Genomic DNA, 11,863 nt, shown 5'->3' on the forward strand with positions numbered 1-11,863 from the left:
CGTGTTCCGGCGGGGAACGCCCGACTCGTTGTCAGGACCACGGGTCGTCACAGTTTTCGACGTCAGCCATGCCGGGGTGCAGCATGGTGCGCAGGCAACGGTGAAGGCCGCTGCCCCTGGCGGTCTCGACCGCGCGCATCCACGGCAACGGCGCCATCAACCGAGCTGTCTCGTCGGTCGCGAGGGTGTCCAGCATGGCGCGTAGTTCGTCCGAGACCGGTAGGTCGGTGAGGCACATCCACCCCAGCGCGGCGCTCACGCGTACCTCGGGCGGTCGTGCCGGGTCGGACCAGCGGGCCTGCAACCACACCACCGTCCCCTGGTCCTGGTGCGCCCGGGCCAGCTGCGCGATCGCCAGGACCAAGCCTGCGCGTACGGCCGGGTTGTGCTCGGCGAGGAGGCGGGAGTGGAACGCGGTGAGGATGTCCTGCGCGCGGTCGGAGGCGGCCGCCAGCGCGTATGCGGTGGCGGTGCGCACTGCGGGGTCGGGGTCGTCGAGCAGGGGCAGGAGGAGATCGGTGTCCACCGCGATTGCCTCGCGGGCGGCCTGCACCGACCAGTTCTGCAGGTAGCCGGTGACCTCGAAGGACCATTCGTCATCGCCGCGAAACCGCAGCATGTCGGCACGGGTGCACACGCCCTGGTGCCGCATGCGCGCCACCTCGCCCACCACGGTCAGAGCCTCGGCAGGGTGGCGGTCCTCCGGATCGGTACCTATTCGAATCAGGAAGGGTACCGTCGGCGCGGCCGCGGCCCTCATATCGTTGGCGCACAGGCCGATCAGCGTGCCGAGGGCACTAACAACGGCGGCGGCGTCGCCCGAGCGCAACCGCTCCATGGCCTCGCGGACCCTGGCCCCCTCTGGGAAGCGGTCCCATGGCACCTCCTCAAGCAGAAACCCGTCCTTGGCGCCGGGACGGGTGCCCGCCACCACCGCGCGAACGTCAAGGGGCCCACCCACTTGGTCGAGCGGATCCCCGTCCACGAACGCCCGAACCACCGCCTGGTACGCCGGGTCACTTTCCCGCGAATTCACCCAGCAACCTTTACGACGGCTCCTACGGCCCGACGGCACGATGCTGGAGGAACGAGTCGAATCACGCAGCTGATCATGCCAGTCGCCACAGACAGCACGCCGCGGCTGGACAGCCGGGATGTCCTGTTGATGGAGCTTCCGCGGGGTGCGCTCGGAGTGGGAAACGATCACGCACAACGTGGGAACAGACCTCGCTCAGCGCTTACATGAGCGTTGATCCCTACAGCGCATCCCGTCGGAGACCAACGCAGCCAAACAGAGAAATTGCTGGTCAGAGCCCCGGAAGAGGCTCCGCCGCAGGTCAGGATCGGGTTTCAGGCATTCCGCTTCAACGTGTGACCGTGCGGTGCTTTGACCGACTTGGTTTGTCAAGTGCGCAGCTTGGACGGGGTCGGGCTCTGATGAGTCCGGCCCTGTTCGCGTTCAGCCCTTCCGGGGCGGGGTCAGCTTCTCCAGGTCGAGGCTGATCTCGAAGGGGACCGGTCGTTTCAGTGAGCCCCGGAAAATGCCGGCGGGTGCGTAGGCGCGGGTCGGCTTGTCGAGTTCGTAGACGTGCACGACGGGGAGTCCGTCCTCGTCCTCGATGCACCAGTAGTGCGGGATGCCGGCCTCCGCGTATTTGCGGAGCTTGACCGTACGATCGCGATGGGCGGACTCGGGGGAGACGACCTCGATGACGAGTTGTACTTCGTCCGGTGCGAACCAGGTGCGGTCGGCGTCGTAGGCGGCGGTGGTCACCAGCAGGTCGGGCTCCGGCCGATTGCGCTGGTCGAGCTTGATGGTCATCTCACGGCTGACCTCGGCCTCGGCGGGTGCCTGCTCCATGAGGGCCAGGGTGAGCATCGTGACGAGGTGGCCGTGCCACCACCGCTGGGGCGACATCATGAAGACGAGGGCTCCGTCGATGAGCTCGGTGTGGCGTGGTGCCTCGGGGAGGCGGTCCAGATCCTCCGCGAACCAGCCGTCCGGGCGCGGCGGACGCATCCAGTCGGGCAGTGCGGTCATAAGGCAACTTTAGCGATTCCGGCGGCAGCGCGAAGGCGTGCCGGTGCCGTTCCATCTTCGGAAGAGGGCGACTCCTCCGGGGGGCGCCCTCTGGCCTTTTCCTGTGCCGGGTTTCGTTGTGCTGCATCGTCCGGTTGCCGCTGCCTGGAGCCTTCGAAAGCGGTACGTTATTTTGTACCACTTGAATGGAGGGGGGCGAGGCATGTCCATCACCGCGAGCGAGGCCCGCAAGGCTCTCTTTCCGTTGATCAAGAAAGTCAACGACGATCACGAGGCCATTGAGATCGTCTCCAAGCACGGGAACGCTGTACTCGTCTCCGCCGAGGACTACGCCGCTCTGCGCGAGGGCTCCTACCTTCTGCGCTCGCCGGTGAACGCGCGCCGACTGCTCAAGGCCTATGAGAACGCCCTGGCCAACGTCAACGTCTCGGAGCGTGAGCTGATCGATCCTGACTCGGCGGACGGTGGTGCGAGCGCCGCGTGAGGCTCGTTTTCGAGGACCAGGGCTGGGAGGACTACACGTCCTGGCTCAAGAACGACCGCAAGATGCTCGCCCGGATCAACAAGCTCATCGAGGACGTCAAGCGTGATCCCTTCTCAGGGATCGGCAAGCCCGAGCCGCTGAAGTACCACTTGCCCGGCGCCTGGTCGCGACGGATCGACTACGAGCACCGCCTCGTCTACCTGGTCACCAACAAGGTGATCACCATCCTCGCTGCTCGCTATCGCTACTGACCGGGAGCGGTCGCGGGGAGGGCCGCAAGGTCGCGTGCTCTTCCGGGGGATCATCGGGGCATGGCCGAAACCGTTGATGCGCCCGTCATTTTGAGTAACGAGCCCGGATCTTTTTCCTGGGGTGTGCTGACCGAGCGGCATCCGGCGCTCGTCGGGAGAGTGCGTGATGCCTTTCCGTACGGTCCTGGGCAGCGCCGGGCGCTTGATGTTCTGCTTGGGGAGTGCGCGGAGGGCGTGATCGAGCCTCTTGGGGCCGATGCGCGTGACCGGGATCTGTGGGTGGGGTGGGACCGGGGGTACGTCGGCGGGTCGTGGTTCGACGCGCCGTTTCTGTGGGCGGAGAGCTACTTCTATCGCAGGCTCCTCGACGCCGTCGGGTACTTCGGGCCGGGACCGTGGCAGGGCGTCGATCCGTTCCGTCCGTTCAAGCTGGCCGAGCTGCGCACCGGAGAGGCGGAAGCCGAGCTGGCGGCGTTGGGCCGGCTGGCCATGCGGACCGTCGACGAGCAGGGCCGTGCACTGCTTCAGGGTTCCCTGTGGGGCAACCGCGCGGACCTCGGGTTCCATCTGGTCTCCGGCGGTGGGGGAGCGGGCGGCGGTACGGGTGCCGGCGCCGGTGGTCCTCTTGTCGCGGACGACTCCGAGACGCTGTGGTCGCTGCTGCCCGCCGGAGGACCGAACACCGTATGCCTCGTCGCGGACAACGCCGGACGCGAACTCGTCCCCGATCTGCTGCTGATCGACCACCTGTTGCGGCACCAGCACGCCGAACACGTCGTCCTGCACGTCAAGCCGTACCCGTACTTCGTCTCCGACGCCACCACCGCTGATGTGATCGACTGCCTGCGCCATATGAAGCGGGCCGACGGCGTTGCCGGAGTGGTCGGCGAACGGCTCTGGGAGGCCATGGGACGCGGTCGGCTCGTCGTACGGGCGCACGCCTTCTCCTGTGCGCCTCTGCCGTACTCGGACATGCCCGACGATCTGCGTCAGGACTTCGCGGAGGCCACGGTGACCATCATGAAAGGCGACTTGAACTACCGGCGTCTCGTGGGCGATCAACTCTGGCCCGCCACCACGCCGTTCGCCGAGCGCACGGCGTACTTCCCGGGCCCTGTGGCGGCTCTGCGCACACTGAAGTCCGAGGTGATCGTCGGACTGGACGAGCGGACGGAGTCCGCGCTCGTCGCCGCGCACGACCAGCGATGGCGCACCAGCGGCACCCATGCGCTGATCCAGGTCCGGCGCTGATGTCGTATTCCGTTCGGAACTGACAGGGCGCCGGGCCGCGTCCCCCGTGGCGTGGAGAGACCGGAGAGAGCGGAAAGAGATGGTGGCAGGGCGGGCCTCGGGTGCAGCGGGGCCCTGGCCGTGGTGGGCGGGTTCATCGTCGGGTTCGTGGTGTGGGGAATCGGCGCCGGGCCGGGAGTGCAGGGCAGCTTCGAGGGGGAGAGGGATGTCAGCCTGTTCTATGTCGAGCTGCCGCTGATGTTCTTCGGGATGCCCGCGCTGGCACTGGGCATCTGGGCACTGACGCTGGGCGTACTACGGGTCCGGGAGTGGACGGCCGCCCTTGCCGTGGTGGTTGCCCTCGCGGCCGGCGCCTGGGGGTGTACGGAGTGGCTGGAGGTACGTACGGCTCCGTTCACTCGGCAGGCGGAGGAGCAGGAGGGCTGGTGAGCTCGGCGCCCCCGCCCCGCCCCGGCCCGTAGTCGGTCAGTCAGTTAGGTCTGTTGGGTCTGTCGGAGCGGCTCGTCAGGCCTTGGGCGCTAGACCCGTCTTCGCGCCCGCGCCGCACAGCGGTACGACTACGGAGCGGTCGGTCCAGTCGGCCACCGCCGCCCAGCAGGCGACGCCCGTCGACTCCACGAAGAGGCCTCGGGCGGCCAGGTCGAGCTGGGCCGCGCGGAGTCGGTCCTCCGTCACGGTGAGGAAGGTGCCGCCGGACTCCCTTACGGCGCGCAGGACCTGGCGGGCGCGCGGCGGACGAGGGATGGCGATGCCCTCGGCGAGAGTGGCGGGCGCGGGATCGGTCCCGGGATCGGCTCCGGCCGCGGGCGCGGCGGGCAGATCGTCGGCGCCCGCGTGGAAGGCCGTCGCCAGTGGTGAGACCGCCTCGGCCTGGACGGCGATCAGCGCGGGCCGTTCGGCGATGAGACCGTGCCCGTACAGCTCCGCGACGGCGAGCGCGGCGCCGAGCAGCAGAGTCCCGTTGCCGACCGGTACGACGATCGCCTCGGGAAGGCGTCCTCCGAGGTCCTCCCACAGCTCGTAGACATAGGTCTTCGTGCCGTGCAGGAAGTACGGGTTGTAGACATGGCTCGCGTAGAACATGCCCGGTTCGTCGGCGGCGGCGCGGGCGGCCAGGGCCGTGGCCTCGCGGTCGCCGGGTACGCGGACCAGGCGCGCGCCGTGGGCCCGGATCTGCTCGGTCTTCTTCGGCGAGGTCGCCTCCGGCACATACACCGTGCAGGGCAGCCCGGCCCGCGCGCAGTACGCCGCGATCGCCGTGCCCGCGTTGCCGCTGCTGTCCGCGACGACCCGCTCAGGACCGAGCCGCCGCGCCAGCTCGGCGAGCATCACCGCGCCACGGTCCTTGAACGAGAGCGTGGGCATCAGGAAGTCGAGCTTGGCGGAGACGGACGGAGTCAGCGCCACGAGCGGCGTACGGCCCTCGCCGAGGCTGGTGACGGGCGCGGAGAGCGGCAGCGCCTCCTCGTACCGCCAGAGCGAATTGACGCGACGGGGGAGGGAACTCAGAGCTACCGGCGAGGTGTCGAGGACGAGATCCCATGGCCCTCGGCAGACCGGACAGCACCAGGCGTACGCATCGACGGGCGAGCGCGTGCCGTCGACCGGGCAGAGGTAGGCCGGGTAGGTCGTCTCCATGCCCACCAGCATCGCAGCCCGTCAGCATCGCAGTTGGCCAGGTCGGCCCCGGTGGCCGGCCTTTGCCAAACCTCAAGTCATCACTTCGGGTGAAACTCTGGCCCATGCTTGCGGCCAACGACCGACGGTTGCCAGGCTGTTGCTGTCTGTCAACCTGATGGGAGTGCCCGTGGCCTTCGGTGAGCAGCCCGCCTATCTGCGCGTTGCGAGCGATCTCCGTAAGAAGATCGTCAATGGAGTGCTGCCGCCGCACACCCGATTGCCCTCGCAGGCCCGTATCCGCGAGGAGTACGGCGTCTCGGACACGGTCGCGCTGGAGGCGCGCAAGGTGCTGATGGCGGAAGGGCTGGTGGAGGGACGCTCCGGCTCGGGCACGTATGTACGGGAGCGGCCCGTCCCGCGCCGGATCTCCCGCTCCGGGCACCGTCCGCCGTCCGGCTCCAGTCCGTTCCGTCAGGAGCAGGCGGAGACCGGCGCGCGAGGCACCTGGGAGTCCAGGAGCGAACAGGAGCAGGCCGGAGTCGAGATCGCGCTCCGTCTCGGTATCCAGCCGGGCGAGCCGGTGATGCGTACGCGCTATGTCTTCCGGGACGGCGGCGAGCCGATGATGCTCTCCACCTCCTGGGAGCCGCTGTCGCTCACCGGGCGTACGCCGGTGATGCTGCCCGAGGAGGGGCCGCTGGGCGGGCGCGGAGTGGTCGAGCGGATGGCGGCCATCGACCTCGTCGTGGACAACGTGCTGGAGCAGATCGGCGCACGGCCCGGGCTCGCGGAGGAGCTGCTGGCGCTCGGCGGTGTGCCCGGCCATGTGGTGATGGTGCTGGAGCGGACCTATTACGCGTCCGGGCGTGCCGTGGAGACGGCGGATGTGGTCGTCCCGGCCGACCGCTTCCGTATCGCGTACCACCTCTCCGTCAAGTAACCGCTCACCGACTGCTGTTGTCCGGCCGCGCTCATCCGCGTCCATCCGGGCGCGGCTGTCCGTTTGTCGTGACGGAGAGTCAACTCCCTTTCTGTTGAACACCTCATGTGTCTACTGCATATCGAAGTGCCGTAGCGTGTACGCCGGGTCCAGAGCAACGGCGCACGCCGGCGCGTGCCCTGCTTTTCGGCGCTTTGTTGGCCGGATGCGTACCTCTTCGTGAAATCACGTATCCGCTGAGTGAAGGTCAGGCGTAGGCTCGGGCATATGCGGAGTGCGGTTTCCTGGGAATCTTCAGAGACATGCAGGCCGGTGGCGGGAGGGGCTCGATGAACGACGGCGCGGTCGCGCTCCCATGGCTGGTGATACGGGAGGACGGCAACGGCAACCGCTATCGCGTCGGCAGGTATGCCACCGAGGACGAGGCGCAGAAGATGGCGGACAGCCTCGACGATTCGGGACACAAGCAGCTCTACTGGGTCGAGCACATCGGACAGACCGCCCTCTAGGTCCGGACAGGCCGCTCACTAGGCGCGTGTCCCGTCCGGTCGGAGCTCGCGTTACGCTCCGGCGCATGAGTGATCGTGTCGTGGTGGCGGGCGCCGTGTGCCACCGGGGCCGGCTGCTGGCCGCCCGCCGTAGTGCGCCTCCCGAGCTGGCCGGACGCTGGGAGCTGCCCGGCGGCAAGCTGGAGCCGGGCGAGAGGCCCGAGCAGGCGCTCGTACGCGAGCTGCGGGAAGAACTCGGCGTGGAGACACGGCCGATGGAGCGCATCCCCGGTGAGTGGCCGCTGAAGCCCGGCTATGTGCTCCAGGTGTGGACGGCTCGGCTGCTCTCCGGTGAGCCACTTCCTCTGGAGGACCACGACGAGCTGCGCTGGCTCGGCCCGGACGAGATCCATACGGTGGACTGGCTCGACCAGGACCGCCCGGCCGTGGCGGAGGCCGCCCGCCGCCTCCGCGCCGCCTCGCCCGACGCCGTGAACGAGACTCCTTTCCAGTAGTCCTGTCCACCAGGTCCTGCCTCCGTGGCCGGCCGCCGGGAGCGTCTACTCCGTTTGTCCCACCGTGCGTCGGGCAGGGCGATAGCCGTCCTGGATATCGGGTATGAGCTGATTAACCCCTCCAAAAGGGACGCGGCCCCTGCCGTCGGTCTTGGGAAGTGATCGGCTTGATCGACACAGAGGACGGCGCAGAGGCCGAGTGGACCTTCCCCGCCGAGCCCGATTCCGTCCATGCCGCCCGTCATGCCGTACGTGACACGCTCCGCACCTGGAAGGTCCTCCCTGCCGTCCGTGATGTGGCGGTTCTGCTGGTCAGTGAGCTGGTGACCAACTCCCTGCGCTATGCCTCGGGACCGATCGGAGTACGCCTCGCCCTCCGCGCCGGAACTTCTGCCGGCACTTCCGCCACGACTTCTGCCGGGATTTCCGCCGGGATTTCTGCCGCGACTTCTACGGCCCGGGAGCGGCCCGCACTTCTGGTGGAGGTGTCCGATCCTCTCCCGGATCCTCCGACCGAGCGGCCCGCAGGTCCCGACGACGAGGGAGGCCGCGGAATCCAGCTCGTGGCCTGTTCCGCCAAGCGCTGGGGCACTCGCCGTGGGAAGACGGGCAAGACCGTGTGGTTCGAGCTGCCTCTGCCTGGTTAGAAGTCTGAAGGGAGAACGATCACGTCGACGCGGCTCAAAAAGAACGAGACCGTGCTGTGATCGTGAACGGCGTGTCGGCCGGGGCCGTAGTGCTGAATACTGCGGGCATGGCCGGTCCGGTGCGTGAGCTGGAGGGGACGGTCGCGTGAGCGAGATATCTGGGACGACGGGCGACGTCGTATGGCAGAGCAGTCCGCCCGGCTCGATATACGACTACATCAGAGTCGCTTCTTTCTCGATCGGCCCGGACGGGCTGGTCGACCAGTGGAGCGAGCGTGCCGCCGAGCTGTTCGGAATCGGTTCGCAGCAGGTCAGAGGCAAGGACCCGGTCGAGGTCTTCATGCCCGCCGATCTGCGCCCGCGCGGTCATCGCCGGGTCAGGGAGATCCTCGACGGCAAGGAATGGACCGGCCTGGTCCCGTTCCGTACCGACGGTGAGCACGGCGAGCACGGTGGTCGCGGGGAGCACGGGCTCGCCGAGGTCTATGTGATGCCGAGCGAGACGGAGAGTGGCGAACGAGGCGCGCTCTGTATAGTTGTCGACGTCCGCGCGCTGCGCCGGATCGAAACCGACCTCGCCTCCTCGCAGGCCATTTTCGGCCAATCTCCTTTCGGCTTCCTTCTGTTCGGCACCGATCTCAAGGTGCAGCGCGCCAACCAGCGGTTCGCCACGGTTTTCGGCGGTAAGGCAGGCGACCACCGCGGGCGCACCGTGCACGACTATCTCTCCCGTCCCGAGGCCGAGCGGATGACCGCCGCCCTCCAGCGGGTCCTGAAGACCGGCGAGTCCGTCACCGACCTTCAGGTCGTCGGCACCCAGCCCGGCGGCAAGGAGCGTCGGCACTGGTCGATCAATCTCTACCGTGTGCACAGCGGATCGGGCCGCCCCATCGGTGTCGCCGGAGTCGGCACCGATGTCACCCGGCGTCATATCGCCGCCCGCGAGGCCGCCAGCGCCCGCCGCAATCTCGCCCTCCTCAACGAGGCCAGTGCCCGGATAGGCAACTCCCTCGATCTGGAGACCACCGCCCGCGAACTGCTCGACGTGGCCGTTCCGGGCTTCTGCGACCAGGCCGCCGTCGATCTCTACCAGAGCCTGCTCACCGGAGAGGAGGCACCGCCGGGACGGTGGGGCTCCTCCGGCAACGACTCCGGTGGCGGCAGCGCCCGGCTGCGCCGTGTCGCTTTCGCGAGTGCCGTGTCCGACGCGCCGCTGACCGGTCCCGGTGGCGCGGGTGACGAGGGATACGTTCCGCCGCAGGTCGGCGCCGTCCATCGGTTCCCGTTCAGCTCGCTCAGCGCGAACGCCCTGCGGACCGGCCGGGTGCAGTCCATCCCGGGCGAGACGGGCAGTCTGGTCCAGTCCACGCTGGCCGTCCCGATGGTCGCCCACGACACCGTCATCGGACTCGCCCAGTTCTCCCGGACGAAGGGCAGTGAGCCGTTCGGCGAACGGGACCGGGCGCTCGCGATCGAGCTCGCCGCGCGCGCCGCGGTCTGTATCGACAACGCCCGCCTCTACCGCAGGGAGCACGAGCGCGCGCTGATACTCCAGCGCAGTCTGCTCCCGCCGGGCGATCCGGAGGCCGCAGGGCTGGACATCGCCTGCCGCTATCTGCCGGGCAACACCGCCACCGAGGTGGGCGGCGACTGGTTCGACGTCATCGAACTGCCCGGCCACCGCACCGCGTTGGTCGTGGGCGATGTCATGGGACGCGGTCTGCGGGCCGCCGTGGCCATGGGCGAGCTGCGCACCGCCGTACGCACCCTGGCCCTGCTCGATCTGGAGCCCGCGGAAGTGCTCTCCGCGCTCGATGAGATCGCCCGTGGCCTCGGCACTCCCAGCGGTGCCCAGCAGGCCTCGCGAGTCGCGCACAAGACGCGGGACGCCGATCTCTCCGAGGTCTATCTCGCCACCTGTGTCTATGCCGTCTACGATCCGGTCACCCGGCGCTGCACCTTCGCCAACGCCGGCCATCTCCCGCCCGTGCTGGTCGAACCGGGCGAGGCGGCGCTGATGCTCGATGTGCCGCCGGGAATGCCGCTCGGTGTGGGCGGTGAGCCCTTCGAGCAGGTCGAGGTCGATCTGGAGGAGGGCGCGCTGCTGGCGCTGTACACGGACGGCCTTGTCGAGTCCAGGGACCATCCGCTGGACGAAGGGCTGAGCGCCTTCCGTGCCGCTCTCACCAATCCGGGCCGTCCGCTGGAGGACGTCTGCGACCACGTTCTCAATACGCTCGACACCCGGCACGGCGAGGACGACATCGCGCTTCTGATGGCCCGTATCCAAGGGTTGCCCGCCGACGCGGTCGGCGACTGGCGGCTGCCGCGCGAGCCGCGCTCCGTCGGCCGGGCCCGGGAACTGGCCCGCGCGCAGCTTCTGGCCTGGGATCTCGAACCGCTCGTGGACACCGTCGAACTGCTCGTCAGTGAACTGGTCACCAACGCCATGCGCTACGGCGAGGGCGAGATCAGACTGCGGCTGCTCCGCGACCGTACGCTCGTCTGCGAGGTATGGGACGCCGGGCTGGTCCAGCCGCGGCGGCGGCGGGCCCGCGACACCGACGAGGGCGGCCGGGGACTGCAACTGGTCGGCCTGCTGAGCGCCGCCTGGGGCTCGCGCCGGACTCCGCGCGGAAAGACGGTCTGGTTCGAACTCGCCCTGCCCGACGGCGACTCGACAGCGGAACCGACGGTCGAGCAGCTCCTGAGCATGTTCTGACGGACCGTCAGGCCGTCGCCCTGCCCAGCCGGAGCCGGAGCCGCGCGGTGCACCCGCTGCCGGACCGCCACGTACGGTCCGGCTGTGACTGCCGTACGGTCCGGCCGCACGACCCCGCCCGCACGGCCCGCCCGCGCGCCGACGTGGACGGGCCCGCCGCTCGCCCGGTCAGGCGGCCTTCAGCGCCGCCAGGCGCGCTTCCACCTCCGCGCTGTCGCCGACGCTGTCCAGCCGCTCGAACTGCGCGTCCAGGGACGAGGCGGCCAACTCCTGCTTGCCCGTCGCCCTCGCCTCCTCGCGCCGCACCTTGTCCTCGAACCGGCCGATCTCGCTGGTCGGGTCCAGCACATTGATGTTCTTGACCGCGTCCAGCATCTGGTTCTGTGCCTGGGCGGTCTTGGCCCGTGCCACCAGTTCGTCGCGCTTCGACTGCAACTGGCCCAGCTTGGACCGCATCCGCTCCAGACCGGTCTTGAGCTTGTCCACGACCTCCGTCTGCGTGGCGATGGCCGGCTCCGCCGTCTTCGCCTCCTTCTCGGACTGGAGCTGGCGCTCCAGGGCCACCTTGGCGAGATTGTCGAAGGTGTCCGCCTCCGTGCCATGGCCGCCCAGGCGCAGTTCGTCCGCCTTTCTGCTCGCCGCGAGCGCCTTCACGCCCCACTCACGGGCCGCTTCCACGTCCTCCTGGTGATCCTGCTCCAGCAGACGGAGATTCCCGATGGTGCCGGCCACCGCCTGTTCCGCCTCGCTGATGTTGTTGATGTAGTCGCGGATCAACTGGTCCAGCAGCTTCTGCGGATCCTCCGCCTGGTCCAGCAGCGCGTTGATATTGGCCTTCGCCAGCAGTGTGACGCGCCCGAGGATGGTCTGCTTGGTCATGGCTCTTCTCCTTGTGAGGAAAGGG

The 11,863-nt window shown here is 68.8% G+C and carries 13 protein-coding genes; 9 read left to right on the plus strand and 4 right to left on the minus strand.

Annotation, left to right across the window (positions count from 1 at the left end):
• Nucleotides 1-31: 31 nt before the first annotated feature.
• Together ACFV6H_RS32915 and ACFV6H_RS32920 are read right to left on the minus strand one after the other, a co-directional pair.
• On the minus strand, nt 32-1,036 hold the full coding sequence (locus ACFV6H_RS32915) for a hypothetical protein (RefSeq protein WP_385549738.1): 1,005 nt from the start codon (nt 1,034-1,036) through the stop codon (nt 32-34).
• 423 nt (nt 1,037-1,459) lie between these two features.
• Complete coding sequence (locus ACFV6H_RS32920) at nt 1,460-2,041, minus strand: Uma2 family endonuclease (protein ID WP_384782025.1); 582 nt, start codon at nt 2,039-2,041, stop codon at nt 1,460-1,462.
• A gap of 202 nt (nt 2,042-2,243) precedes the next feature.
• On the opposite strand from ACFV6H_RS32920, the gene ACFV6H_RS32925 reads away from it, so the two are divergent.
• The 4 genes from ACFV6H_RS32925 to ACFV6H_RS32940 all read left to right on the plus strand — a co-directional run bounded on the left by ACFV6H_RS32925 (nt 2,244) and on the right by ACFV6H_RS32940 (nt 4,456).
• Complete coding sequence (locus ACFV6H_RS32925; protein ID WP_384986133.1) at nt 2,244-2,525, plus strand: type II toxin-antitoxin system Phd/YefM family antitoxin; 282 nt, start codon at nt 2,244-2,246, stop codon at nt 2,523-2,525.
• Complete coding sequence (locus ACFV6H_RS32930; RefSeq protein ID WP_385549743.1) at nt 2,522-2,776, plus strand: Txe/YoeB family addiction module toxin; 255 nt, start codon at nt 2,522-2,524, stop codon at nt 2,774-2,776. The genes ACFV6H_RS32925 and ACFV6H_RS32930 overlap by 4 nt, the downstream gene beginning before the upstream one ends.
• A gap of 60 nt (nt 2,777-2,836) precedes the next feature.
• Complete coding sequence (locus ACFV6H_RS32935) at nt 2,837-4,027, plus strand: damage-control phosphatase ARMT1 family protein (RefSeq protein WP_385549746.1); 1,191 nt, start codon at nt 2,837-2,839, stop codon at nt 4,025-4,027.
• A gap of 147 nt (nt 4,028-4,174) precedes the next feature.
• Nucleotides 4,175-4,456, plus strand: coding sequence for a hypothetical protein (locus ACFV6H_RS32940; protein ID WP_385549749.1), 282 nt, complete (start codon nt 4,175-4,177; stop codon nt 4,454-4,456).
• A gap of 75 nt (nt 4,457-4,531) precedes the next feature.
• Here ACFV6H_RS32940 and ACFV6H_RS32945 read toward each other — a convergent pair whose 3' ends face one another.
• Nucleotides 4,532-5,665: a threonine synthase gene (locus ACFV6H_RS32945; RefSeq protein ID WP_385549752.1), complete on the minus strand. Its 1,134-nt coding sequence runs from the start codon at nt 5,663-5,665 to the stop codon at nt 4,532-4,534.
• 169 nt (nt 5,666-5,834) lie between these two features.
• Here ACFV6H_RS32945 and ACFV6H_RS32950 point away from each other — a divergent pair, with 169 nt between their 5' ends.
• The 5 genes from ACFV6H_RS32950 (at nt 5,835) to ACFV6H_RS32970 (ending at nt 10,959) form a co-directional block, all read left to right on the plus strand.
• A complete protein-coding gene (locus ACFV6H_RS32950; RefSeq protein ID WP_066942708.1) occupies nt 5,835-6,587 on the plus strand; it encodes a GntR family transcriptional regulator in 753 nt (250 codons plus the stop codon).
• Nucleotides 6,588-6,916: 329 nt separating this feature from the next.
• A complete protein-coding gene (locus ACFV6H_RS32955; RefSeq protein ID WP_384986128.1) occupies nt 6,917-7,096 on the plus strand; it encodes an SPOR domain-containing protein in 180 nt (59 codons plus the stop codon).
• Between the two features lie 65 nt (nt 7,097-7,161).
• On the plus strand, nt 7,162-7,590 hold the full coding sequence (locus ACFV6H_RS32960) for a (deoxy)nucleoside triphosphate pyrophosphohydrolase (RefSeq protein WP_384782038.1): 429 nt from the start codon (nt 7,162-7,164) through the stop codon (nt 7,588-7,590).
• Between the two features lie 158 nt (nt 7,591-7,748).
• Complete coding sequence (locus ACFV6H_RS32965) at nt 7,749-8,237, plus strand: ATP-binding protein (RefSeq protein ID WP_385549756.1); 489 nt, start codon at nt 7,749-7,751, stop codon at nt 8,235-8,237.
• A gap of 145 nt (nt 8,238-8,382) precedes the next feature.
• On the plus strand, nt 8,383-10,959 hold the full coding sequence (locus ACFV6H_RS32970; RefSeq protein ID WP_384986126.1) for a SpoIIE family protein phosphatase: 2,577 nt from the start codon (nt 8,383-8,385) through the stop codon (nt 10,957-10,959).
• 168 nt (nt 10,960-11,127) lie between these two features.
• Here the strand turns inward: ACFV6H_RS32970 and ACFV6H_RS32975 are convergent, their stop codons facing one another.
• Complete coding sequence (locus tag ACFV6H_RS32975) at nt 11,128-11,838, minus strand: PspA/IM30 family protein (protein WP_093597952.1); 711 nt, start codon at nt 11,836-11,838, stop codon at nt 11,128-11,130.
• Nucleotides 11,839-11,863 lie beyond the last annotated feature (25 nt).

The organism is Streptomyces sp. NPDC059743 (assembly GCF_042732975.1).
Classification (GTDB): Bacteria; Actinomycetota; Actinomycetes; order Streptomycetales; family Streptomycetaceae; genus Streptomyces.

Excerpts from the sequence above, each read along its gene's own strand:
- ACFV6H_RS32925 (WP_384986133.1), top strand. The coding sequence starts at position 2,244 with ATGTCCATCACCGCGAGCGAGGCCCGCAAGGCTCTCTTTCCGTTGATC.
- ACFV6H_RS32955 (WP_384986128.1), top strand. The coding sequence starts at position 6,917 with ATGAACGACGGCGCGGTCGCGCTCCCATGGCTGGTGATACGGGAGGAC.
- ACFV6H_RS32935 (WP_385549746.1), top strand. The coding sequence starts at position 2,837 with ATGGCCGAAACCGTTGATGCGCCCGTCATTTTGAGTAACGAGCCCGGA.
- ACFV6H_RS32920 (WP_384782025.1), bottom strand. The coding sequence starts at position 2,041 with ATGACCGCACTGCCCGACTGGATGCGTCCGCCGCGCCCGGACGGCTGG.
- ACFV6H_RS32975 (WP_093597952.1), bottom strand. The coding sequence starts at position 11,838 with ATGACCAAGCAGACCATCCTCGGGCGCGTCACACTGCTGGCGAAGGCC.
- ACFV6H_RS32945 (WP_385549752.1), bottom strand. The coding sequence starts at position 5,665 with ATGGAGACGACCTACCCGGCCTACCTCTGCCCGGTCGACGGCACGCGC.
- ACFV6H_RS32960 (WP_384782038.1), top strand. The coding sequence starts at position 7,162 with ATGAGTGATCGTGTCGTGGTGGCGGGCGCCGTGTGCCACCGGGGCCGG.